Below are 22,217 nucleotides of genomic sequence, written 5' to 3'. Positions count from 1 at the left end.
GTTCCGCCGATTAGCCTGCCAAAAGGGCAACCTGACCGGTGGGATCGCGCAACCGAGGCCGCATTGCATCGTTGTCTTGAACCATGGGCGACCGTAAGAACGCATTATGACTTCATTGGAAAAGCCGGACATCGGCACATCGACCGTCCGTTGGCGTTGGCCCACGGTTCATCCCGAAGGCCGCAAGTTCGCGCTGATCGGCGCGGCGATCACGCTCATCTTCGCAGTCATGGCGTGGGAGACGCTCGCCTGGCCGATGGCCGGCGTGACCATCTGGATCCTTGCTTTCTTCCGCGATCCGATCCGCACCTTCCCCAAGGGCGACGGCTTCATCGTCGCGCCCGCGGACGGGCTGGTGACGATGATCGCGACGGTGCCGCCGCCCCGCGAGATGGCCGGGCCGGACGGGCTGGGCGATGAGCCGATGACGCGCGTCTCGATCTTCATGAGTGTGTTCGACGTCCACATCAATCGCAGCCCGATCGCCGGCACCATCCGCCGCGTGGTCTATATCTCGGGCAAGTTCCTCAACGCCGATCTCGACAAGGCGAGCGAGGAGAATGAGCGTCAGCACATCCTGGTCGAAGGATCGGACGGCACGCGGATCGGCTTCACGCAGATTGCGGGCCTAGTCGCGCGGCGCATCGTGCCCTTCGTCAAGCCGGGCGATATCGTTGCCGGCGGCCAGCGTGTCGGCCTGATCCGCTTCGGGAGCCGCGTCGACGTCTATCTGCCGGCCGGCACCCAGCCGCGCATCGCGCTCGGCCAGCGCTCCATCGCGGGTGAGACGGTGCTGGCGAAGATCGGCGAAGGTGAACGGGTGTATGGGACGGCCTTGTGACGTCGGCACGGCCCGATCGCCCGCGACGCGGAATCCCGCTCAGGGCGCTTGCGCCCAATGCGGTGACGGCGCTGGCCTTGTGCTTCGGGCTGACCGGGGTGCGCTTCGCGATCGCTGGCGAATGGGAGAAGGCGGTCGCCTCCATCATCGTCGCCGGCATACTCGACGGGCTTGACGGCCGCATCGCCCGGTTGCTGAAGGGCGAGAGCCGCTTCGGGGCCGAGCTGGACTCTCTGTCCGACGTGATCGCGTTCGGCGTGTCGCCAGCCATCATCATCTATCTCTGGTCGCTGCAGACCCTGCCGCGCTTCGGCTGGCTGTTCGCGCTGGCCCATGCAGTGTGCTGCGCGCTCCGCCTCGCCCGTTTCAATGCGCGGATCGATGCGGACGAGCAGCCGCATAAATCGGCGGGATTCCTGACTGGCGTGCCCGCGCCGGCGGGAGCGGGGCTGATGCTGCTGCCGGTCTATATCTGGCTGGTGACCGGCGAGGAGATATTGCGCCAGCCCTGGCTGGTGGCGCCCTGGGCGGCCTTCGTCGCCTTCCTGATGGTTTCCAACGTCGCGACCTTCAGCTGGTCGTCGATGAAACTTAGGCAGGGCATGCGGCTCGGTGCGCTGGTCGTGATCGCATTGGTGGGCGGGGCGCTGATCAGTGCGCCCTGGCACACGCTTTCGGTGATATCGATCCTGTATGTGCTGGCGATCCCGTTCGGGATGCGCAGCTATGCCCGCGTCAAGCGGCAGCGCGCAGCCGGGCTTCGGCCCGCACCAGCACCGGACGCGCCTGCGCCCTGACGCGCGGTGCGCGCAGCGGGGGAAGGGCGCTCACCGGCTGATGCATGCGGAGGGCCGCCACGATCCTGTCCGCATATTCGGCAACCATGCCCGCGATGATGCCGAGCGCAATGCCGCCGGCGGCGAGGAACATGAGGATCGTCATCAGGTGAGCCATAACTGTCTCCACTCTTGTCTCTGCCGCCCCGTCCGATCGCCCTCGAATCACGCGATCAACCCGATGGCCATGTGATGCGTTCCTTATGTTCCTGTTTTGTTCTTGTCGTCAAGACTTGATTTCCTAGCGATCAGCGGCTAGGTGCGCCGCCATTCCACATCCGGGGCTCATAAACCGGTGCCAGCGCGGACATCATGTTCGTGCGGTCACTGCCCCGGAGAGGTTCAACCGGAAGGAGACTATCCCATGGCGGTTCCCACCGTCTCGATGCAGGCTTTGCTCGACGCAGGCGCCCACTTTGGCCACCAGACCCACCGCTGGAACCCGAAGATGAAGCCTTACATCTTCGGCGACCGTAACGGCGTCCACATCATCGATCTTTCGCAGACCGTTCCGCTCTTCGCGCGCGCTCTCGACTTCATCAGCCAGACCGTCGCGCACGGTGGCAAGGTCCTGTTCGTCGGCACCAAGCGCCAGGCGCAGGAGCCGATCGCCGAGGCCGCCCGTCGTTCGGGCCAGCATTATGTCAACCACCGCTGGCTGGGCGGCATGCTCACCAACTGGAAGACGATCTCGGGTTCGATCAAGCGCTTCAAGTCGATGGAAGAGCAGCTTTCGGGTGACATCCACGGCCTGACCAAGAAGGAAATCCTTCAGCTCACCCGTGAGCGCGACAAGTTCGAGCTGTCGCTCGGCGGCATCCGCGACATGGGCGGCATCCCGGACGTGATGTTCGTGATCGACGCCAACAAGGAAGAGCTGGCGATCAAGGAAGCCAACACGCTGGGTATCCCGGTCGTCGCGATCCTCGATTCGAACGTCAGCCCCGACGGCATCGCCTTCCCGATCCCGGCCAATGACGACGCGGCCCGCGCCATCCGTCTCTACTGCGATGCGATCGCGGCGGCGGCGACCCGTGGCGACCAGGGCGGCCGCGCTGCCCGTGGCGAAGACCTCGGCGCGGCGGTCGAGCCGGCTGCCGAAGAGGCGCTGGGCGCCTGACATGACCTGCGCCCCGATGTGCGGGGCGCGCGTCATAACAAGATCACGGGGCGGGCCTATCGGCTCGCCCCGACCCGTTCATAACGAAAGGACAAGGACATGGCGGAGATCACTGCCAAGACCGTCAAGGAACTGCGCGACCGCACCGGCGCCGGCATGATGGACTGCAAGAAGGCGCTGGCCGAAACCAATGGCGACATGGAAGCCGCGGTCGATTGGCTGCGCACCAAGGGCCTTGCCGCTGCCGCCAAGAAGGCCGGCCGTCAGGCTGCCGAAGGTCTCGTCGGCGTGACCGTGAAGGGCACCAAGGGCGCGGTCGTCGAAGTCAATTCGGAAACCGACTTCGTCGCCAAGAACGATCAGTTCCAGGCGTTCGTGAAGGCCGTGACCGAGCTGGCGCTCGACACCGGCGATTCGATCGACGCGCTCGCCGCGGCGAACCATCCGGAAGGCGGCACCGTCGCCGAAAAGCTGACCGCCAACATCGCCACCATCGGTGAGCAGCAGGCGCTGCGCCGTGCGCGCACCATTGCGGTCGACCAGGGCGCGATCGTGTCCTACGTCCACAATGCCGCGGCCCCGGGCCTCGGCAAGATCGGCGTGCTGGTCGCGCTTGAGAGTGCGGCCGCGGCCGACAAGCTGGAAGCGCTGGGCAAGCAACTGGCGATGCACATCGCCGCCGCCAACCCGTTGGCGCTGACCGCCGACGGCCTCGACGCCGAAGTGATCGAGCGTGAGCGCGCGATCGCTGCCGAGAAGGCCGCCGAGTCGGGCAAGCCGGCCGAGATCGTCGCGAAGATGGTCGATGGCGCGATCGCCAAGTACCGCAAGGAAAACGCGCTCGTCAGCCAGCCCTTCGTGATGGACGGCAAGACCCCGGTCGCCGACGTCGTCGCTGCCGCCGGCAAGGAAGCCGGTTCGCCGATCGTGCTGAAGGACTATGTCCGCTTCCAGCTCGGCGAAGGCATCGAGAAGAAGGAAAGCGACTTCGCTGCCGAAGTGGCGGCTGCGGCGGGCGTCTGACCTTCCATAACCCTCCCTGCAAAGGGAGGTAAAAGGGCGCATCCTCGCCCTTGGCATCGGCGCGCACCCAGACTAGGGTGCGCGCCGTTTCCCCATCCAGCGTAAGTGAGATTTCCACGGCATGACCAGGCCGCGCTTCAACCGCATCCTCCTGAAGCTGTCTGGCGAAGTGCTGATGGGTTCCGGGCAATTCGGCATCGATTCCGAAACCGTGGCCCGCGTCGCCCAGGAAATTGCCGATGTGGCGCGTGACCATGAGCTGTGCGTCGTCGTCGGCGGCGGCAATATCTTCCGCGGCCTGGCCGCTGCAGCCAAGGGCTTCGAGCGGACCAGCGCCGATTATATGGGCATGCTGGCAACGGTGATGAACGCGCTTGCCGTGCAGAACGCGCTGGAACAGATCGGCGTCGACACGCGCGTGCAATCCGCCATTCCGATGAGCACGGTCTGCGAGCCCTTCATCCGCCGCCGCGCCGAACGGCATATGGAGAAGGGCCGGATCGTCATCTTCGCGGCGGGCACGGGCAATCCCTATTTCACCACCGACAGCGCAGCAGCCTTGCGCGCGGCCGAGATGAACTGCGACGCGCTGTTCAAGGGCACGTCGGTGGATGGCGTCTATGATGCCGATCCCAAGAAGGTGCCGAGCGCCAAGCGCTATGATACCGTCACCTTCAACAAGGTCCTCTCCGACGACCTGAAGGTGATGGACGCGAGTGCGGTGGCGCTGTGCCGTGACAATAATATTCCGATCGTCGTCTTCAACATCCGCGAACGGGGCAATCTGGCCCGCGTTCTGGCCGGTGAAGGCATTGCGACGATCGTTCAGAACGAGGGAGTGTGACGATGCCCGCCTATAACAAGGCCGATCTCGAACGCCGGATGCACGGTGCGGTGGAATCGCTGAAGGGCGATCTTGGCGGTCTGCGCACGGGCCGCGCCTCGACTTCGCTGCTCGATCCGGTGACCGTCGAGGTTTATGGTTCGCACATGCCGCTGAACCAGGTCGCAACCGTTACCGTGCCTGAGCCGCGCCTGCTTTCGGTGCAGGTGTGGGACAAGTCGAACGTGACGCCGGTCGACAAGGCGATCCGCTCGGCGGGGCTCGGCCTCAATCCGATCGTCGACGGCCAGACGCTGCGTCTGCCGATTCCGGATCTGACCGAGGAACGCCGCAAGGAACTGGCGAAGCTCGCCGGCCAATATGCCGAGAAGGCGAAGATCGCGGTGCGCAACGTGCGGCGCGATGGCAATGACGCGCTGAAGACCGACGAGAACAAGAAGGAAATCAGCGAGGACGAGCGCAAGCGCGCCGAAGCCGAGGTGCAGAAGCTGACCGACGCCACGATCGCCGAGATCGACGCGGCGGCGGCGGCCAAGGAAAAGGAAATCCTCAACAAGTGAGCGCGGCGCCGGCCTCGACACTGCAAGTCGGTGATGGCGGAGCGGGCATCCCCCGCCACGTCGCCATCATCATGGACGGTAATGGTCGCTGGGCGAAGGCGCGGCACCTGCCGCGCGTCGCCGGCCACCGCAAGGGCGCGGAGGCGGTGCGGGCAACGATCCGCGCGGCGGGCGAACTCGGCATCGAAGTCCTCACGCTCTACGCCTTCTCGTCCGAGAACTGGCGGCGGCCGGAGGAGGAAGTGGCGGACCTGAAGGGGTTGCTGCGTCACTATCTGCTGGCCGAGCTCGACGAACTGGCGGCAAACGGCATCCGCTTGCGCGTGATCGGCGATTATAGCCGCTTCGGGCCGGAACTGACGCGGATGCTGGAGGATGCGGTCGCGCGGACGGCGCAGAACCAGTCCACGACGCTGGTGATCGCGCTCAATTACGGATCGCAGGGCGAAATCGTCCGCGCGGCCCAGGCATTGGCCGAGGAAGTCCGCGCAGGGACGATCGACCCTGCCAGCATCGATACGGCGGCGATCGAGGCGCGGCTCGATACCGCCGATCTGCCGGCGCTCGACCTGTTGATCCGCACGTCGGGTGAGCATCGCCTGTCCAATTTCCTGTTGTGGCAGGCGGCTTATGCCGAGTTGCTGTTCGTCGATACGCTGTGGCCCGATTTCGGCCGGGACGAGCTGTTCGCTGCCGTTGCCGATTATGGCCGGCGCAATCGACGCTTTGGAGGCCTATGAACGACACGGCCGCCGCGCCTCGTTCCACCTCTGCCGCGCGCTCGCCTGACCTCGGTACGCGGATTGCCAGTGGCGCGGTGATGATGGTCGTGGCGCTCGGCTGCCTTTGGGCAGGCGGGCTTCCCTTCCGCCTGCTGGTGACCGGGGCCGCGGTGCTGATGATGGCGGAATGGGCGGGGCTGGTTCACGCCACGCGCTGGCGGCAATGGCTGGCCGCTCTTTTCGCCTTCGGGCTGGTCATCGCGCTGGGCGAAATTGCTGCGACCCCCGAATATTGGCTGGGTGGATCGCCGAGCGCGTTGCGCCCGATCCTCGTCTTTTCGGTGGGCGCGACATTGCTGCTGGCGCTCGTAACGCTGCATGTGCGGCTGGCGATCGGCCTGCTCTATGCGGCGCTGCCGGCGCTGGCCCTGATCTATCTGCGGGACCAGCAGGGGCTGGTGCTGACGGTGTGGGCGATGGCGTTGGTGTGGGCGACGGATATCGGTGCCTTCTTCGCCGGCCGCGCGATCGGTGGGCCGAAGCTCGCGCCGCGGGTGAGCCCGAACAAGACCTGGGCGGGCCTGATCGGCGGCGTGATTGCGGCGGAAGTGCTGAGCCTGGTCTTCGCCTTCGGCTTCGGCCTGTCGTGGGCAGCGGTTTATTATGCGACCTTCCTGGCGATCATGGCGCAGGTCGGTGATCTGTTTGAAAGCTGGTTGAAGCGGCGTGCCGGCGTGAAGGATTCCGGCCGGCTGCTGCCCGGCCATGGCGGTGCGCTCGACCGGCTCGACGGGCTGGTGCCGGTGGCGTTGATCGTTGCCGGACTGGCGATCGCGGGCCAGCTATGACGCGCAGCATCAGCATTCTCGGCGCGACAGGATCGGTCGGCACCTCGACGCTCGATCTGATCGAGCGCAACCGTGACGCCTTCGCGATCGAGGCGCTGACGGCGCATAGCGATGTTGCAGGTCTTGCTGCAGCCGCGCGGCGCACCGGCGCGCGTTTCGCGGCCATTGGCGACGCACAGCTGGGTCAGGCCTTGGCCGAGGCGCTTGCGGGCACGGGCATCGGAACCGGGGCGGGCGAGGCGGCGCTGGTGGACGCGGCCGCGCGCGAGGCCGACTGGACGATGGCGGCGATCGTCGGCTGCGCAGGGCTAAAGCCGGTGATGGCGGCGCTCACCCGCGGCGGGACGGTGGCGCTCGCGAACAAGGAATCGCTGGTATCCGCTGGCGACGTGATGACGCACGCGGCCAAGGAGCACGGCGCGACGCTGCTGCCCGTCGATTCCGAGCATAATGCGATCTTCCAGTGCCTCGATCGCACCCAGGTCGATCGGGTCGCGCGGATCATCCTGACGGCGAGTGGCGGCCCGTTCCGCACCTGGAGCCGCAGCGAGATGGCGGCGGTAACGCCCGAGCGCGCGGTGCAGCATCCCAACTGGTCGATGGGCGCGAAAATCTCGATCGATTCGGCGACGATGATGAACAAGGGCCTCGAACTGATCGAGGCGCATCACCTTTTCCCGGTCGGGCATGACAGGATCGAAATCCTCGTCCACCCGCAATCGGTGATCCATTCGATGGTCGAATATGTCGACGGGTCGACACTGGCCCAACTCGGCACGCCCGATATGCGGACCCCGATCGCCCATGCGCTTGCCTGGCCGGCGCGGATGGCGGCGCCTGCCGAACGGCTCGATCTGGCGAAGATCGGGTCGCTGAGTTTCGAGGCGCCGGACCTGGTGCGCTTCCCCGCATTGGCGCTCGCCCGCGCAGCGGTGGAGGCGGGCGGAGCACGTCCGGCCATTCTGAACGCCGCGAACGAGCAAGCGGTCGCCGCATTTCTCGGGCGCCGGATCGCTTTTCTCGATATCGCAGCAATCGTGGCGAAAGTATTGGATTGCTATGACCCACCATCGCCGTCCAGTCTGGATGATGTGTTCGCGGTAGATGCGCAGGCGCGCCGGCTGGCGACGGAGATGATGGAGGTAAAGGCGGCGTGATCGAAACCCCGGGCATCCTGCTGACTGTCGTCGCATTTCTGCTCGTCATCGGGCCGCTGATCTTCATCCATGAGCTCGGCCATTATTTCGCTGGGCGCGCGTTCGGCGTGAAGGCGGAAGCTTTCTCGATCGGCTTTGGGCGGGAATTGTTCGGCTGGACTGACAAGCGCGGCACGCGGTGGCGCGTCGCGGCCTTGCCGCTGGGCGGCTATGTCCGCTTCGCCGGCGACATGAACCCCGCGAGCGCCCATACTCCTACCGCCGAATGGCTGGCGCTGCCGGCCGAGGAGCGCAACAAGACCTTTCAGGCGAAGCCCTTGTGGCAACGCTTCATCATCGTCGCCGCAGGACCGCTGACCAATTTCCTGTTCGCGATCCTTGTGTTCATGGCGGTGTTCGCCGTCCATGGGCAGGCGCGGACGCCGGCCATGGTTTCGGTAGTGGAGGCGGGATCGGCTGCGGCGAAGGCGGGCATCCAGCCCGGCGATCGCATCACCATGGTTGCCGGCCAGACGATCGAGCGGTTCGAGGATATCCCCCAGATCGTCTCGATCCGTCCGGGCGAAACGCTGAAGCTGGACGTGGTGCGCGATGGGCAGCAGCGCGCCTTGAACGCGACCATCGGCGTGCAGGTGGAGCGCGATCGCTTCGGCAACGAATTCCGCCGGGGGTTGCTCGGCATCCGTCCGGGTCAGCCGGTCTGGGTAGATGTGCCCTTCTGGCAATTGCCGGGCGCAGCGGTCGGGCAGACGGCGACGATCGTGCGAATGATGGTCGACACGCTCGGCCAGATCATCACCGGCCGCCGATCGGTGAGCGAACTGGGCGGTCCGCTGAAGATTGCGCAGATTTCCGGTCAGCAGGCGACGCTGGGCTGGTTCGATTTCGTGATCTTCATGACGATGATCTCGATTAATCTGGGATTCATCAACTTGTTGCCAATCCCTCTGCTCGATGGTGGCCATCTGTTGTTCTACACACTCGAGGGGATTGTCCGTCGGCCGCTGAACCCGGCCGTCCAGGAATGGGCTTTCCGGACGGGCCTGGCCGTACTGCTGGCCTTCATGATCTTCGTTACCGTAAATGATCTGACTTCATTTGGCGTGTGGCAAAGTCTTGCTGGCTTGATCGGCTGACGGCGATCGGGCAGGGCTGCTGCGGGAGAGGCGTCGTCCGGCCGGACGGCGCCAAATTTGGAAATAAGGGCGGGTGCGCGTGACGGCTGACAAGGGACGGACGATCGGAAGCGAAGGGGAAGCCGTGAGGTCGCTCCGCCGGATCGCGCCATTGCTGATGGTCGGCACCATCCTGGGTGGCCTGCCGGTAGCGGCGGTCGCGCAGGAGCCGGCAGCGCCGGCCGCGACATCGACGCCTCCGGCCGCCTTGCCGGGCAGCGGCACGATCCGTTCGATCGACGTGGCGGGATCGCAGCGACTGGAGCCGGATACCGTCCGTTCCTACATCAAGCTGAAGCCGGGCGATGCCTATACGCGCGAGGCGCTGGACCAGGCGCTCAAGGATCTTTACGCGACCGAATTGTTCGCCGACGTCCAGATCCGCGACAATCAGGGTGCGTTGACCATCCAGGTCCGCGAGAACCCGGTCATCAACCGCATCGTGCTAGAAGGCAATAAGCGGTTGAAGGAAGACAAGATCCGGCCGGAAATCCGGCTGGCGCCGCGCCAGATATTCACGCGATCCAAAGCGCGCGCGGATGTCGCCCGGATCATCGAGCTCTACCGCCGCCAGGGCCGCTTCGCCGCGACCGTCGAGCCGAAGATGGTCCAGCTCGACCAGAACCGCGTCGACATCGTGTTCGAGATCAACGAAGGCGCGAAGTCCAAGGTTCGCCAGATCAACATCATCGGGAACCAGGCTTTTTCCGGCGGCGACCTGCGCAGCGAAATGGCGACCAAGGTCGCGAGCTGGTACAATATCTTCTCGTCGGGCGACAGCTACGACCCGGACAAGCTGGCCTATGACCAGCAGAAGCTCCGTCAATTCTACCTGACCCAGGGCTATGCCGATTTCCGCGTGATCTCGGCCGTCGCGGAACTGACCCCGGACAAGCGCGATTTCATCATCACCTATGTGATCGAGGAAGGGCAGCGCTACAAATTCGGCCCGGTCGACGTGGAAAGCGAAATCCGCGACATCAAGCCGGAGACGCTGAAATATCTCGTCAGGATGAAGGAAGGCGACTGGTATAACGCCAAGGCGGTCGAAGACACCGTCGATTCCATCACCGAGACGACGGGCCTGCTGGGCTTCAGCCCGGACGTGAGCCCGGATTTCGTGCGCGACAAGGACGCGCTGACGATGACCGTCACCTTCCGGGTGAACGATGCGCCGCGGCGTTATGTCGAAGCGATCAACATCAACGGCAACACGCACACGAAGGACAAGGTGATCCGCCGCGAATTCCGCTTGTCGGAAGGCGATGCGTTCAACAGCTTCCGGGTGAAGCGCTCGCGCGACCGCATCCAGTCGCTCGGCTTCTTCCAGGAAAAGTTCGAGATCGAGGAAAAGCCGGGGTCGGCGCCCGACCGCGTCGTCCTCGAGGCCAATGTCGAGGAAAAGTCGACGGGCGAGCTGCAGGTCTCGGCGGGCTTTTCGAGCCTCGAGAAGTTCATCGTCGATCTTTCGATCCGCGAACGCAACTTCATGGGCAAGGGCCAGGAATTGCGCGCGGGCGTCAATTATTCGAGCTATTCGAAGTCGATCGAACTGGGCTTCACCGAGCCCTATCTGATGGACAAGAACATCGCGATCGGCGGCGATATTTTCCGGCGCGATTACAACTCGTTCAACTATGTCGGCAACGATCGTAACACGACCTACGAGCAGACGACGACCGGCTTCCAGATCCGCGCCGGCGTGCCGCTGACCGAATATATCAGCCTTGCGCTGCGTTATGGTCTGAGCTTCGACGACGTGTCGCTCGACAAGGACACCTTCTATTACGATATCGACGGCGACGGCGATTTGGACTGCGATCCGCTGCTCGCCGGCCGTTACCTTTGCGATGCCGTGGGCAAGCGTACCACCTCGTCGGTCGGCTACAGCATCGTCTTCGACAATCTGAACAACCGCCTGCGCCCGAGCCGCGGTCAGCGCGCCGTGCTGAGCCAGGATTTCGCCGGCCTGGGCGGCGACGTGAAATATATCCGCACGCGCATTGATGCCGACAAATATTGGGGGCTGGGCAGCGGCTTCATCTTCTCGATCGGCTTGGAAGGTGGCGCGATCTTCCCGTTGGAGAGCAATCCCGCCCCCGGCACCGACGCGGTGCGGTTGACCGATCGCTTCTTCCTGGGCGAGCCGCAGCTTCGCGGTTTCGACATCCGCGGCGTGGGACCGCGCGTGCTGCGCGTGCCCTACGATGCGGAGGGCAATCTCGTCACCGACAGCAGCCAGATTCAGGACGATGCGCTCGGCGGGCGTTATTATTACCTGACCCGCGCCGAGTTGGAGATTCCGCTGAGCTCGGGCCTTCGTGAAATGGGCATCCGTCCGTCGATCTTCGTCGATATGGGCGCGGTCTGGGGGATCGAGAATCCGATCACCGAAACCTATGCGCCGGGTGATCCGCGCCTCACCCGGCCGATCCTCGACGCCAATGGCGGTCAACAGTGCACCACGACCGGCACCGGTACGCCGACGATTACGCCCAAGCCGCCGGGCGGAAACTGTCCGACGGGTACGGTCGACTATACCTTCCAAGTTTCGGCGCCATTCCAGGAGGTCTATCTCGGCGATACCTGGAAGCCGCGTCTTTCGGTCGGCATTGGCGTCAACTGGAACTCGCCTTTCGGCCCGTTCCGGATCGACGTCGCCAAGGCGCTGATCAAGCGCGATGGCGATGATACAAAACTCTTCACCTTCAACGTAGGGACACAGTTCTGATGAAGACCATTCTCAAGGCGGTGGCGCTGACTGCCGCGATTGCCACCGTTCCCACCGCAGCCTTCGCACAGAAGGCGCCCGGCGCCGTTATCGTGACCGTCGACACGCGCCGCATTTCGGCCGAGTGCAACGCCTGCAAGACCGCGGCGACCCAGCTCCAGAGCCAGGCGCAGCAGCTCCAGCAGTTCGCCCAGGGCCTTGGCCAGCCGATCCAGACCGAAGCCGACGCCATCCAGAAGGCGCTGGCTGGCAAGGCGCCCGACGCCGCCATGCAGACGCGCATCCAGGCGCTGCAGACCAAGCAGAACCAGGCCAACCAGCAGCTTCAGCAGCGCGAGCAGACGCTGCGCCGCAACCAGGCCTATGTCTCGCAGCAGATCAACGACAAGCTGCGCCCGATCCTGACGCAGGTGATGAATGCGCGCGGCGCCAACCTGGTCGTCGATCGTGGCGACGTGCTCGACGCTTCGTCGACGCTGGACGTCACCACCGACGTGCTGACCCAGCTCAACACGGCGCTGCCGAGCGTGAGCACCACTGCGCCTGCGCAGGCCGCCCCGGCGAGCCGCTGATCCGGTGAGCGAGGGCGTGGAAACGGCCGCCGTCAATCTGGGCCCGCTGGATATCCGGCGGGTTCTGGCGGCGCTGCCGCATCGCTACCCGATGCTGCTGGTCGATCGCGTCGAGGAACTGATCCCCGACCGCTCGATCGCCGCGATCAAGGCGGTGACGATCAACGAGCCCTTCTTCCAGGGGCACTTCCCCGGCCGGCCGATCATGCCGGGCGTGCTGATCGTCGAGGCGCTGGCGCAGGCGGCGGGCGTATTGGCGGTCGAATCGCTCGGCCTCGCGGGGACCGGCAAGCTCGTCTACTTCATGGCGATCGACGAGGCGAAGTTCCGCTCCCCCGTCGAGCCGGGCGTGCTGCTGCGGCTGGAGGTGGAGTTCGTGCAGAAGCGCGCGTCGGTATGCAAGTTCGCCGGCCGCGCGCTGATCGACGGGAAGGTGGCCGCGCAGGCCAACTTCACCGCGATGATCGCGGACCCGCCGGCGGCGTAAGGCTTGCGCGGTAGCGATCGAGCTCCGCGACTGTATTGATGTTCGCCGGGTCGGCCTTGAGCGCCACCCGGCGAACATTGTTTTGGGCGATCCACGATCGCATCGCCCGGTCACCATCCTGTTCCAGCCAGGCGACAAGCGGTCCTGCCATGCTGGCGGGCCACAGCCCGAGCAGGGGCTGGCCCTGTATCACTGCGGGTGCCGGCGCGAGCAGGGCGGCCAGATCCAGAGGCAGATCGGGCAGGTCGCAGCCGCTGGTCAACACGAGATCATGGCCTGCGGCCAATGCGTAATGCATTGCGCCTGCGAGGGCGCCAAGCGGGCCGAGGCCGGGCAGGGGGGCATCCTCGACGCACAGGAAGCCGGGCCATATACGACCGATGACGACCAGTTCCGCACATTGCGGGCGCAGCCGATCCGCGACATGATCGATCATCGCACGCCCGTCGATCGGGGCGGCATGCTTGTCACCACCGAAGCGCCGGGCTGCGCCGCCGGCAAAGATTGCGCCCAATATCGTCATGGCTGCGGGATCGGCCGCGGGCGCGGCCTTGTCAATTGCGCCATCGGCGTCTATGGCCGCGCCTTGTTTTGCCCCGGCTGGTCGGAAACCAGCCATTCAAGGAGCCGAGTAATGAAGAAAGACATTCACCCCGACTATCACATGATCAAGGTCCAGATGACGGACGGCACCGTCTTCGAGACCCGTTCGGTCTGGGGCAAGGAAGGCGATACGCTGCAGCTCGACATCGACCCGACCGTCCACCCGGCGTGGACCGGCGGCAAGTCGACCCTGCTCGATGCCGGCGGCCAGGTGGCACGCTTCAACAAGCGCTTCGGCGGCCTCACGCTCGGCGGCAAGAAGTAAGCAAATTCAAGGCGGCGGGGCATTGCTCCGCCGCTTTTCTATTGGGGAATCAAAACTCCCCAGCGATCGGATCGAAGAAGGCCGCAGGCACCTGATGCTCGCCGGCGACCGGATCGACCAGCATCCAGGCCGATGCGCCTTCCGCCCACACGAAGAAGCCGGTTTCGACGACGCGAAAGACCGCGATGTCGCCCGTGGGCCGTCCAAACACGATCGACTGGCCGACCGTAGGCAGGCAGGGGAAGATGCGGCTGTGCGATCCTTCTATCGCCGCATCCTTCGTGCCAGCCCCGCCGTTGAAGAAGATGCGGATCTCGATCCCGTCTTGCGCCAAGACCAGTTCCCCTTTTCCCACTCGACCTTGTCACCGTGCTTCGGTTAAGTGGCAGGGATGATCTTGTTCGACCGAATTCTCAAGCCGTTGTTCTGGGCGGCGCTTATCTTCGCATATGTCGCGGCGATCCTGCCGCAGGCCGATGTGCCGCGTATCGCCCCATCGGACAAGGTGGAGCATATGATCGCCTTCTTCACGCTTTCGTTGCTGGCCGGCCTGGCCTGGCGGCGGACGGCGCCGTGGCGGATTGCGGCGGCTTTGGCGGCATTTGGCGCCGCGATCGAGTTTACTCAGGCGATTCCGGTGCTGCACCGTGATGCCAGCGCAGCCGATTTTGCTGCCGACGCGCTGGCCATCATCGTCGGTCTGGGCATTGCGACGCTCGTGCGCAACCGGTCGCCGCGCGAAGCTTGACTCTGAAGAAATCACTTGTTCGCGATTCGTTAACCATGCCAAAGTAGCCCTAACAAGCGGGCGCTTGTCTGAAGGCGTGGGGACGCCGGTTGGCAAGCGGTTAAGGGGGTTGCGATGTCCTTGCTCTGCCGGATCGGCCACCACCGGAGCGACGTGCCCGGTGTCTGGAATGACGGACTTTATTTCGGAAGCTGCGACCGGTGCGAAGCGCCGCTTATCCGCCGTCCGGACAGGTCCTGGACGCGGGTTCCCGACAATTATGTCGTCGTTTGGAGCGACAGCCGGCCGCAACAGCCGGCGCGCTGAGCGCTTTCAGGGCCGCCCGATGCTTTCGCGACGGGCCTGTTCCCGTTCATCGCGAGCCTGCCGTAGCAGTTGATTGTAGCAACCGGTCTGACCGCCGCTGCCGACGGGCGAACAACTGTTGGGTGTGCCGGCGCGGCTGACCCATTCGAGCTGCTGGACCCGATCCGACCAAGCGCGCGTGCTCGTATCGACCTTCTTCTCGCGCAGCGCCTTCGGCACGCGATAGCGCTCGTTTTCCGGCTCGCGGCCGCAGACGACGATCTCCTGCTCGGTGCTCTGCGGGCAAGGGTCTTTGCCGTAAACCACCAGCGTCGATATCTTTTCCGGTGGTTGGCTGGGCTGATCCTGGGCCAATAGCGGAGACGCGCCGAGGGTTAGGGCGATCAGCGCCCAGCTTGCCCGAAAATGCATGGATCAGAACTCTACAGCGGGCTTGTCGCCTCGGGCCGCGCGTTCCGCACGCGCCTTGTTCGCCAGCTCGCGATAGCAGCCGCTCGCGCCGCCCGGGCCGGTGGGCGAGCAGCTCATCGTGCCGGACGCGCCGACATATTCGAGGCTCTTGGCGCGATCACCCCAGCGTGCCGCCGCAGCTTCGCCATCCTCGCCACGCAATTCCTGGGGAATGCGGTAGCGCTCATTTTCCGGAGCGCGCACGCAGATCGTGTCGCGAGGACATGGATCGGTGCCGAACACGGTGACCAGGCGATCGCTTCCCTGCGCGGCGACCGGCAGCGTCGGCACTGCCAGGGTAAACGCCGTTCCTGCCAGCCCCAGCGCCAGTGCCAGGAAGGTTTTCATAAGCCACGGCCTCCTGCCCGATCGACGGGACAACACGCCGCCGCCCGTTGAATGTATCACCCTCAGAACCGTTTCGACAGTGCGATTGCCGCACGACAGCCCAGCCTGATCGCACCCGAAAGCAGTGGGTAAGCGGGGGCTTCCTCTGCACCTTCGGCCAGAGCGAGCTCGCGATGCTCCACTTCCTCGGCGCGGAAATCGGCGATGGCTTCGGACAGTTCGGGATCGCTTTCCCCCAACTCTTCGAGCTGTTCGCCATAATGACGGTCGATCTCGGTCTCGATCGCGGCGGTGCAGGCCATGGCGGCCTTGGGGCCGATCAACGCCGTTGCCGCGCCGAGCGCAAACCCAGCGATATTCCACAGCGGCTGCAGCATCGTCGGCCGCACCCCGCGTGTCGCCATCATCGCATCGAAATGCGCGCGGTGACGCTCCTCCTGCGCGGCCATGCGGGATATCAGCCGCACACCGGGGCCGTGATCGCCCATCACCGCGATCTGGCCGGCATAGATGCGCGTGGCGCCATATTCGCCGGCCTGATCGACGCGCAGCATCGACGTGCGGGCCTTCTCGCGGGCGGGCATCAGCGGGGGCGTTTCAGACATAGGGCCAATATAGTCGCTCCGCCGGCGAGCGAAATGAGTGCGTTCCACCCGGCGAGTGAAATTCCGAACAGCGACCATTGCACCTCGTCGCAGCGGACCAGCGGCGCGGACATGATATCGGCGAGCACGTCACCCGAGCTGCCGATGGTGCTGCAGCGGGTGAGGCCTTCCCACCAGCCATATTCGACGCCGGCATGGAAACCGCCGATCGCGCCGCTGACCAGGATGGCGATGGCGGCGAGGATCGTCAGCGGGCGGGCAGCGGGCCGGATGAGGAAAGCGAGGATGGCGAGCGCGATCGCCGCATAATGTGGCCAGCGCTGCCAGTGGCACATCTCGCAAGGGTAGAGGCCGCCAACATACTGAGAGCCCAGGGCCCCAGCCATCAGGGCAGCGGGAAGGGCCAGCGCAAGCAGGCGGGCAGTCGCGAGATTGGTCATGAGGCGGGCGATATCCTTGCAACGATCAACCGTCACCCCGGATTTCGCCGGGATGACGGCCGAAAGAAAGGATTTTATCGCGTTCCACCTTTGGCCGAACCGCCTGCCGTGGCGGTGACGACCGGAGACTTGCCGAGGCGGGAGATCGTCTTGACCGCATAATCGAGCTGGAAGTCCTCAATACCCTGCTTTTCGAGCTGGGTGGCGGTCAGGATGAAGCGCGGATCGGCCTTGGTGTCGTCCTCGAGCACGCTGTCGTCGACCTTGGCCTCGTTGATGAGGTGGCGACGCAGATCGGCTTCGCGCAGGCGCGGGCGATCCTTGAAGTCGGGGTCCGAAAGCTGCGGCACCTTGATATCCGGCTGGATGCCGCCTTCCTGCACCGAGCGGCCGGACGGCGTGAAGTAACGCGCGGTGGTCAGGCGGAGAGCGCTCTCCTCCGACAGCGGCAACAGGGTCTGCACCGAACCCTTGCCAAAGCTGCGTTCGCCCAGCACGAGGCCGCGGCGATGATCCTGCAGCGCACCGGCGACGATTTCCGCCGCCGAAGCCGAGCCGGCGTCGATCAGCACGACGATCGGCAGGCCATGGGCGAAATCGCCCGGACGGGCATACCAGCGTTCGATGTCGGACTTCTCACGGCCGCGCTGCGAGACGATCTCGCCGCGATCGAGGAAGGCATCCGACACCTCGATGGCCTGATCGAGCAGGCCGCCCGGGTTGGAACGCAGATCGACGACATAGCCGAGCGGCTGGCCGCCGACTGCCTTGTCGATCGAAACCAGCGCCGCGCGCACGGCTTCACCGGTTTGCTTGTTGAAGGTGTTGATATTGATGATACCAACCTTGTCCTTCACTTCCCATTTGACCGGCTTCAGCGTGATGATCTCACGCGTCAGCGACACGTCGAACGGCTTGTCGCGGCCGGGGCGGACGATGGTGAGCTTGACCTGCGTGCCCGGCTTGCCACGCATCTGATCGACCGCTTCGTCGAGCGTGCCGCCATAGATCAGCTTGCCGTCGAGGTGCGTGATATAGTCGCCAGCCTTGAGGCCGGCCTTGAAGGCGGGCGTGTCTTCGGTCGGCGTGATGATCTTGACCGCGCCATCCTCCAGCGAGACCGTCAGGCCGAGGCCGCCATAGGCGCCGTCGGTCTGCGTCCGCAGATTCTGATAGTCGCGCGAATCGAGATAGGAGCTGTGCGGATCGAGGCTGGCGAGCATGCCATCGATCGCGCCCTTGATGAGCGTCTTGTCATCGACCTTGTCGACATATTCCGACCGCACGCGATCGAAAACGCTCATGAATTGATCCATTTCACGGAAAGTTTCCGTGTCGGCCGCGGCGATCGCCGATGTAACCGCAGGAACCAGCGCAACGGCGCTGACAAGCAGGGCAGAACGCAACAATAATTTCGCCATCGACGAGGTGCCTTCGCTGAATGTGGTGGCCACGTTACCGTTTTTCCGGGATCGGCAATAGGGCCGTCGGTCGAAACATATGGGCGGCCGGAAGATCACCGATTCGGGATGAAGTGGGGATGAACGGCATCGTCATCCCCGCCCCAGCAGGGGAACGATGTCGATCGGCTGGCCGCCGCGGCGCAGTTCGACGGTGACGCCGGAGGTGCCGCCATGGGCGCGGCCGACGGGGCTGCCCTGGTCCACCGCCTCGCCCACTTCGGCGCGCAAGGTGGACAGGCCGGTGACCAAGCTGGTCCAGCCGCCGCCATGTTCGATGATCACGATATTACCGTAGCCGCGGAACGGCCCGGCATAAGCGATGCGACCTCGGGCCGGGGCGACGACCAGCGCGTCGGCGCGTGCCCCGATGGTGAGGCCGCGGGCGCGGATGCCGGCCTCGGAGATCTCGCCCAGCCCGCGCAGCAGCTTGCCATTGACGGGGAGGCGGTAGGTGAGGCGGGTTTCCGACGCCGTCTCGGCTTGTGGTGGCGGCGGGCTGTGGCCGGGCACCGGCGGGCGCAGCACGGGACCGGGCAGCGCCGCCAGTCGATCGCGCGTGCCGGCCTGGGCATCAAGCCGGCCGATCAGATCGCTGAGGTTGCGGGCTTCCTCGCCCAGCGCCAGCGCGCGATCGGATTGGTCGAGCGAATCATCGGTGAGCGCCTGGGCGCGGATCTGCTGTTGCGCCTCGACCTTGGCGAGTTGCGTGCGTTCGTCCTGCATTCGCTGGCGGCTGGTGCGGAGTTCGCCGGCGGCAAGATCGGCCTGGTGCTGCAACTGGAGGCCGCGGGAGACCTCCTGACGCAAGCCGGCGGTCCGCTGGCCGATGGCGGGCAATTGCGCGTCGAGGAGCGCACGGACATGGACGACATCGCTGAGCGAGCCCGGCTGGACCAACGCGAGCGCGGGCGGACGCCGCGCCATCGTTTGCAGCGCGGCGGTAAGGCGGATGATCGGTGCCTGCTGATCGGCCAGCCGCGCGCGCTGGGTGGCGCGCAATTGGGCGATGCGGCGGACCTCGACCTCGGCCGTGGCGATTTCCGCTTCGGTGGCGAGAACGCGGGTGGCGAGCGCGGCTTCGGCAGCGCGGGCCTTCGCCGCTTCATCGACGGCGCGGGCGGCGGCATTTTCAAGCTCGGTCGAGCGCCGGGCGGCGTCGGCCGCTTCGCGCTGGACGCTTTCGACGCTGGGGGCGGCCGGTTGCGACTGAGCGACCGCCAGCGCGGCGCTTGCCGTGGCGGCGAGCGTGGCAAGGATCAGCAGCGGCCGCGCCATATGTCAGCCTTCGCGATGATAAGGGTGGCCGGCGAGGATGCTCGTCGCCCGCCACAATTGTTCGGCCAGCATCGCACGGGCCAGCATATGCGGCCAGGTGGCCTGACCAAAGGCCAGTAGCAGATCGGCACGATCGCGATCGGCGGCTTCGTGCCCGTCGGCGGCGCCGATCAGGAAGCGCGCCTCGCGCCGGCCATCATCCCGCCAGCGGCCGAGCTTTTCCGCAAAGGCCAGCGAACCCATCTGCTGGCCCTTCTCGTCGAGCGCGACGAGGATGGCGTCATTATCGAGCGCAGGCGCACGGCCGCCCTTGTCGGGCAACTCGGTTACGCGGGTCGGCCAGGCGATCCGCTTCAGATAACGATCGACAAGCTCGCCTTCCGGGCTACGGCCGATCTTGCCCCGGGCGACAATGTGCAACAGCAACGAGGTCAGGCTTCGCCGATTGGGCGGCGCTCTTCCTCCCCAGCCGGACGGCGCTCTTCCTCGAAGCCCCACATCCGTTCGAGATTGTAGAAGCTACGCACCTCGGGACGGAAAAGATGGACGATCACGTCGCCGGCATCGATCAGCACCCAATCAGCCGTCGGCAGCCCTTCGATACGGGCGGAACGGCCGGTTTCCTGCTTGATGCGCTCGGCAAGCTTCTGCGCCATCGACGCCACTTGGCGCGATGAACGGCCGCTCGCGATCACCATGTGATCAGCGATGCTGCTTTTGCCAGCAAGCGGGATGGTGACGGTTTCGACGGCCTGGTCGTCGTCGAGCGAGCTGAGGACGAGCTGGTGAAGCGCGGCGGACGGCTCGGATTCGTTGGTGCCCCTAAGGGCGGCGGTACTGGCGGGCAAAGGGCCTCCTAGATGATGATCCGGCGCGTCACGGGGTCGCGCAGGGCCTGGTGCTGAAATGCGTGAAACCAACGCGGGTCTTCTGCCCGCAAGCGCGTGGCGGAACCGGGATCAGGGCGAAAGCGCAACAGCACGAGCGCCGGCGGTCTCCACGTCGTCCAGTTTCTCGCTTGGCCTGCGGGCCGGACGAAACGCCGCAGCCAGCCCATCGCCCTCGTAGCGTGGGCGGTCGCATCATAGCCCGGACGGGCGACAACGGCAATCGGAACCGTGCGGGCGATCTTCCGCCAGTCGCGCCAGCGGTGGAACTGGGCGAGATTGTCCGAGCCCATCAGCCAGATGAAGTGGCGATTGGGGTAGCGGCGGACCAGCTTCGCCAGCGTCTCGGCCGTGTAGCGGGTGCCCAGGTGTCGTTCGATCACGGTGGCGCGGATCGGGGCGCGGCGGGCCATGAGGCGGGCGCTCGCGAGGCGGGCGGGGAGGGGGGCCATGTCGGCGGCTCCGTCCTTTAGCGGATTGCCGGGGGAGACCAGCCACCAGGCTTCGTCCAGCCCCAGCGCTGCGATCGCCGACAGGGTGATGCGGCGATGGGCGCGGTGGGCAGGGTTGAACGATCCGCCGAGCAGGCCGGTCGCGATCCGGGCCTTGCTCAAGGACGGATTTGTCCCGTGCCGCGGACGATCCACTTGTAGGTCGTCAGCCCTTCGAGCGCGACCGGGCCGCGGGCGTGGAGGCGGCCGGTGGAGATGCCGATTTCCGCCCCAAGGCCGAATTCGCCGCCATCGGCGAACTGGGTGGAGGCGTTCCACATCACGATCGCCGAATCGACTTCGGCGAGGAAATGTTCGGCGGTGGCGGCATCCTCGGTGACGATGGCGTCGGTGTGGTGGGAGGCGTGGGCGGCGATGTGGTTGAGAGCCTGGTTTACACCGGAAACGAAGGTGACCGAGCAGATGCCGTCGAGATATTCTGTATCCCAATCTTCCTCGCCCGCGGGCAGGATGCGCGGATCAAGTGATTGAATTTCCTTGGTTCCGCGGATCTCACAGCCCGCATCCAACAGGTTGGTGAGGACGGGTAGCGGGTCGGGATAGGCCCGGTCGATTAGGAGGGTCTCGGTCGCGCCGCAGACGCCGGTGCGGCGCATCTTGGCGTTGACCGCGAGCGCGACCGCCTTCGCCGGATCGGCGGCGCCATCGATATAGGTGTGATTGATGCCGTCGAGATGGGCGAGGACGGGCACGCGGGCTTCGGCCTGGACGCGCGCCACCAGCGACTTGCCGCCACGCGGCACGATGATGTCGATCAGGCCATCGGCCTTGAGCATCGCGCCCACCGCGGCGCGATCGGTGACGGGGACGAGCTGGATCGCGTCTTCGGACAGACCGGCGGCGCGCAGCCCTTCGAGCAAGGCGGCGTGGATCGCGCGGCTGCTCTCGATTGCTTCGGACCCGCCGCGCAGGATCGCGGCATTGCCCGCCATCAGGCAGAGCGCGCCGGCATCCGCGGTCACGTTCGGGCGGCTTTCATAGATGATGCCGACCACGCCGAGCGGCACGCGGACGCGGCTCAGTTCCAGGCCGTTGGGCCGGGTCGCAACGTCGATCACCTTGCCGACCGGATCGTCGAGCCCGGCGACCGCCTCCAGCCCGGCGGCGATACCGGCGAGCCGGGCGGGATCGAGCTTCAGCCGATCGAGCATCGCCGGCGATAGGCCGTTCGCCTCGCCCCGCGCCATATCCCCAGCATTGGCGGCGAGGATTGCCGTTTCGCCGGCGCGAATAGCGGCAGCGGCGGCGCGCAACGCCTCGGCCTTCTCCGTGGTCGGCGTGCGGGCGAGGATGCGGGCGGCGGCACGGGCGCGGCGGCCCATGTCGGCGATCAGCGCATCGGCGTCGACGGAGGCGGCAGGAGCGGCGAGGGTGGCAGCGGCAGTCATAGTTCGCCGCC

General features: G+C 65.7%; 30 protein-coding genes. 17 read left to right on the top strand and 13 right to left on the bottom strand.

Features of this window, described 5'->3' with window-relative positions:
- The first annotated feature begins 106 nt into the window (after positions 1 to 106).
- Positions 107 to 841 (top strand): phosphatidylserine decarboxylase, encoded by a 735-nt coding sequence (locus tag ACFB49_RS09385; protein ID WP_380878782.1) that lies wholly within the window; start codon positions 107 to 109, stop codon positions 839 to 841.
- Positions 838 to 1,638: a CDP-alcohol phosphatidyltransferase family protein gene (locus ACFB49_RS09380; RefSeq protein ID WP_380878780.1), complete on the top strand. Its 801-nt coding sequence runs from the start codon at positions 838 to 840 to the stop codon at positions 1,636 to 1,638. The genes ACFB49_RS09385 and ACFB49_RS09380 overlap by 4 nt, the downstream gene beginning before the upstream one ends.
- Here ACFB49_RS09380 and ACFB49_RS09375 read toward each other — a convergent pair.
- Positions 1,577 to 1,795: a hypothetical protein gene (locus ACFB49_RS09375; protein WP_380878778.1), complete on the bottom strand. Its 219-nt coding sequence runs from the start codon at positions 1,793 to 1,795 to the stop codon at positions 1,577 to 1,579. The genes ACFB49_RS09380 and ACFB49_RS09375 overlap by 62 nt on opposite strands.
- A 246-nt stretch (positions 1,796 to 2,041) precedes the next feature.
- Here ACFB49_RS09375 and rpsB point away from each other — a divergent pair, with 246 nt between their 5' ends.
- From rpsB to fabZ, 11 genes are all read left to right on the top strand, one after another.
- Positions 2,042 to 2,797, top strand: coding sequence for a 30S ribosomal protein S2 (rpsB, locus tag ACFB49_RS09370; RefSeq protein ID WP_380878776.1), 756 nt, complete (start codon positions 2,042 to 2,044; stop codon positions 2,795 to 2,797).
- 99 nt (positions 2,798 to 2,896) lie between these two features.
- Positions 2,897 to 3,820 carry a translation elongation factor Ts gene (gene tsf / locus ACFB49_RS09365; protein ID WP_380878774.1) on the top strand — a complete coding sequence of 308 codons (924 nt, stop codon included), beginning with the start codon at positions 2,897 to 2,899 and terminating at the stop codon, positions 3,818 to 3,820.
- A 121-nt stretch (positions 3,821 to 3,941) separates the two neighbouring features.
- Entirely contained in the window at positions 3,942 to 4,664 is a 723-nt protein-coding gene (gene pyrH, locus ACFB49_RS09360) for a UMP kinase (RefSeq protein ID WP_380878772.1), read from the top strand.
- 2 nt (positions 4,665 to 4,666) lie between these two features.
- Positions 4,667 to 5,224, top strand: coding sequence for a ribosome recycling factor (frr, locus tag ACFB49_RS09355; RefSeq protein WP_380878770.1), 558 nt, complete (start codon positions 4,667 to 4,669; stop codon positions 5,222 to 5,224).
- Positions 5,221 to 5,964: an isoprenyl transferase gene (locus ACFB49_RS09350; RefSeq protein ID WP_380878768.1), complete on the top strand. Its 744-nt coding sequence runs from the start codon at positions 5,221 to 5,223 to the stop codon at positions 5,962 to 5,964. The genes frr and ACFB49_RS09350 overlap by 4 nt, the downstream gene beginning before the upstream one ends.
- Positions 5,961 to 6,794 carry a phosphatidate cytidylyltransferase gene (locus ACFB49_RS09345; RefSeq protein ID WP_380878766.1) on the top strand — a complete coding sequence of 278 codons (834 nt, stop codon included), beginning with the start codon at positions 5,961 to 5,963 and terminating at the stop codon, positions 6,792 to 6,794. Before ACFB49_RS09350 ends, ACFB49_RS09345 begins: the two co-directional genes overlap by 4 nt.
- Positions 6,791 to 7,951, top strand: a complete 1,161-nt coding sequence (locus ACFB49_RS09340; RefSeq protein ID WP_380878764.1) for a 1-deoxy-D-xylulose-5-phosphate reductoisomerase — start codon at positions 6,791 to 6,793, stop codon at positions 7,949 to 7,951. The genes ACFB49_RS09345 and ACFB49_RS09340 overlap by 4 nt, the downstream gene beginning before the upstream one ends.
- Positions 7,948 to 9,087 carry a M50 family metallopeptidase gene (locus ACFB49_RS09335; protein ID WP_380878762.1) on the top strand — a complete coding sequence of 380 codons (1,140 nt, stop codon included), beginning with the start codon at positions 7,948 to 7,950 and terminating at the stop codon, positions 9,085 to 9,087. The genes ACFB49_RS09340 and ACFB49_RS09335 overlap by 4 nt, the downstream gene beginning before the upstream one ends.
- A gap of 157 nt (positions 9,088 to 9,244) precedes the next feature.
- The gene (bamA, locus tag ACFB49_RS09330) at positions 9,245 to 11,857 is read left to right on the top strand and encodes an outer membrane protein assembly factor BamA (RefSeq protein ID WP_380879905.1); all 2,613 of its coding nucleotides are present in this window, start codon (positions 9,245 to 9,247) and stop codon (positions 11,855 to 11,857) included.
- Positions 11,857 to 12,429, top strand: coding sequence for an OmpH family outer membrane protein (locus ACFB49_RS09325; protein WP_380878760.1), 573 nt, complete (start codon positions 11,857 to 11,859; stop codon positions 12,427 to 12,429). The genes bamA and ACFB49_RS09325 overlap by 1 nt, the downstream gene beginning before the upstream one ends.
- Before the next feature lie 16 nt (positions 12,430 to 12,445).
- Positions 12,446 to 12,916, top strand: a complete 471-nt coding sequence (gene fabZ, locus ACFB49_RS09320; protein WP_380878758.1) for a 3-hydroxyacyl-ACP dehydratase FabZ — start codon at positions 12,446 to 12,448, stop codon at positions 12,914 to 12,916.
- Here the strand turns inward: fabZ and ACFB49_RS09315 are convergent.
- On the bottom strand, positions 12,882 to 13,535 hold the full coding sequence (locus ACFB49_RS09315) for a molybdenum cofactor guanylyltransferase (RefSeq protein ID WP_380878756.1): 654 nt from the start codon (positions 13,533 to 13,535) through the stop codon (positions 12,882 to 12,884). The genes fabZ and ACFB49_RS09315 overlap by 35 nt on opposite strands.
- A 15-nt stretch (positions 13,536 to 13,550) precedes the next feature.
- Here ACFB49_RS09315 and rpmE point away from each other — a divergent pair, with 15 nt between their 5' ends.
- The gene (gene rpmE, locus ACFB49_RS09310) at positions 13,551 to 13,784 is read left to right on the top strand and encodes a 50S ribosomal protein L31 (protein ID WP_380878754.1); all 234 of its coding nucleotides are present in this window, start codon (positions 13,551 to 13,553) and stop codon (positions 13,782 to 13,784) included.
- A 49-nt stretch (positions 13,785 to 13,833) separates the two neighbouring features.
- Here rpmE and ACFB49_RS09305 read toward each other — a convergent pair whose 3' ends face one another.
- Positions 13,834 to 14,118: a hypothetical protein gene (locus tag ACFB49_RS09305; protein WP_380878752.1), complete on the bottom strand. Its 285-nt coding sequence runs from the start codon at positions 14,116 to 14,118 to the stop codon at positions 13,834 to 13,836.
- Between the two features lie 57 nt (positions 14,119 to 14,175).
- Here ACFB49_RS09305 and ACFB49_RS09300 point away from each other — a divergent pair, with 57 nt between their 5' ends.
- Entirely contained in the window at positions 14,176 to 14,532 is a 357-nt protein-coding gene (locus ACFB49_RS09300; protein WP_380878750.1) for a teicoplanin resistance protein VanZ, read from the top strand.
- 114 nt (positions 14,533 to 14,646) lie between these two features.
- Positions 14,647 to 14,838, top strand: coding sequence for a hypothetical protein (locus ACFB49_RS09295; RefSeq protein WP_380878748.1), 192 nt, complete (start codon positions 14,647 to 14,649; stop codon positions 14,836 to 14,838).
- Positions 14,839 to 14,844: 6 nt separating this feature from the next.
- On the opposite strand, the gene ACFB49_RS09290 is transcribed toward ACFB49_RS09295, so the two are convergent.
- The 5 genes from ACFB49_RS09290 to ACFB49_RS09270 all read right to left on the bottom strand — a co-directional run bounded on the left by ACFB49_RS09290 (position 14,845) and on the right by ACFB49_RS09270 (position 17,985).
- Positions 14,845 to 15,249: a hypothetical protein gene (locus ACFB49_RS09290; RefSeq protein WP_380878747.1), complete on the bottom strand. Its 405-nt coding sequence runs from the start codon at positions 15,247 to 15,249 to the stop codon at positions 14,845 to 14,847.
- A gap of 3 nt (positions 15,250 to 15,252) precedes the next feature.
- Positions 15,253 to 15,636, bottom strand: coding sequence for a hypothetical protein (locus ACFB49_RS09285; RefSeq protein ID WP_380878745.1), 384 nt, complete (start codon positions 15,634 to 15,636; stop codon positions 15,253 to 15,255).
- Between the two features lie 62 nt (positions 15,637 to 15,698).
- A complete protein-coding gene (locus tag ACFB49_RS09280; protein ID WP_380878743.1) occupies positions 15,699 to 16,241 on the bottom strand; it encodes a demethoxyubiquinone hydroxylase family protein in 543 nt (180 codons plus the stop codon).
- Positions 16,220 to 16,681 (bottom strand): disulfide bond formation protein B, encoded by a 462-nt coding sequence (locus ACFB49_RS09275; protein WP_380878741.1) that lies wholly within the window; start codon positions 16,679 to 16,681, stop codon positions 16,220 to 16,222. Before ACFB49_RS09275 ends, ACFB49_RS09280 begins: the two co-directional genes overlap by 22 nt.
- A gap of 74 nt (positions 16,682 to 16,755) precedes the next feature.
- A complete protein-coding gene (locus tag ACFB49_RS09270; RefSeq protein WP_380878739.1) occupies positions 16,756 to 17,985 on the bottom strand; it encodes a S41 family peptidase in 1,230 nt (409 codons plus the stop codon).
- Between the two features lie 28 nt (positions 17,986 to 18,013).
- Here ACFB49_RS09270 and ACFB49_RS09265 point away from each other — a divergent pair, with 28 nt between their 5' ends.
- Entirely contained in the window at positions 18,014 to 18,163 is a 150-nt protein-coding gene (locus ACFB49_RS09265) for a hypothetical protein (RefSeq protein WP_380878737.1), read from the top strand.
- A gap of 71 nt (positions 18,164 to 18,234) precedes the next feature.
- Here the strand turns inward: ACFB49_RS09265 and ACFB49_RS09260 are convergent, their stop codons facing one another.
- Genes ACFB49_RS09260 through ACFB49_RS09240 form a run of 5 tightly spaced genes read right to left on the bottom strand, consistent with a single transcriptional unit; the run spans position 18,235 to position 22,206 of the window.
- Positions 18,235 to 19,419 carry a murein hydrolase activator EnvC family protein gene (locus tag ACFB49_RS09260; RefSeq protein WP_380878736.1) on the bottom strand — a complete coding sequence of 395 codons (1,185 nt, stop codon included), beginning with the start codon at positions 19,417 to 19,419 and terminating at the stop codon, positions 18,235 to 18,237.
- Positions 19,420 to 19,422: 3 nt separating this feature from the next.
- Positions 19,423 to 19,845: a 23S rRNA (pseudouridine(1915)-N(3))-methyltransferase RlmH gene (locus tag ACFB49_RS09255; protein ID WP_380878734.1), complete on the bottom strand. Its 423-nt coding sequence runs from the start codon at positions 19,843 to 19,845 to the stop codon at positions 19,423 to 19,425.
- A 5-nt stretch (positions 19,846 to 19,850) separates the two neighbouring features.
- Entirely contained in the window at positions 19,851 to 20,267 is a 417-nt protein-coding gene (rsfS, locus tag ACFB49_RS09250) for a ribosome silencing factor (RefSeq protein ID WP_380878732.1), read from the bottom strand.
- An 8-nt stretch (positions 20,268 to 20,275) separates the two neighbouring features.
- Complete coding sequence (locus ACFB49_RS09245; protein WP_380878730.1) at positions 20,276 to 20,920, bottom strand: nicotinate-nucleotide adenylyltransferase; 645 nt, start codon at positions 20,918 to 20,920, stop codon at positions 20,276 to 20,278.
- On the bottom strand, positions 20,917 to 22,206 hold the full coding sequence (locus ACFB49_RS09240) for a glutamate-5-semialdehyde dehydrogenase (protein WP_380878728.1): 1,290 nt from the start codon (positions 22,204 to 22,206) through the stop codon (positions 20,917 to 20,919). The genes ACFB49_RS09245 and ACFB49_RS09240 overlap by 4 nt, the downstream gene beginning before the upstream one ends.
- Positions 22,207 to 22,217 lie beyond the last annotated feature (11 nt).

Source organism: Sphingomonas sp. DBB INV C78, assembly GCF_042693015.1.
Lineage (GTDB): Bacteria > Pseudomonadota > Alphaproteobacteria > Sphingomonadales > Sphingomonadaceae > Sphingomonas_E.
Note: the sequence above shows the minus strand (reverse complement) of the source record. Positions and strands in the feature narration are given on the sequence as shown.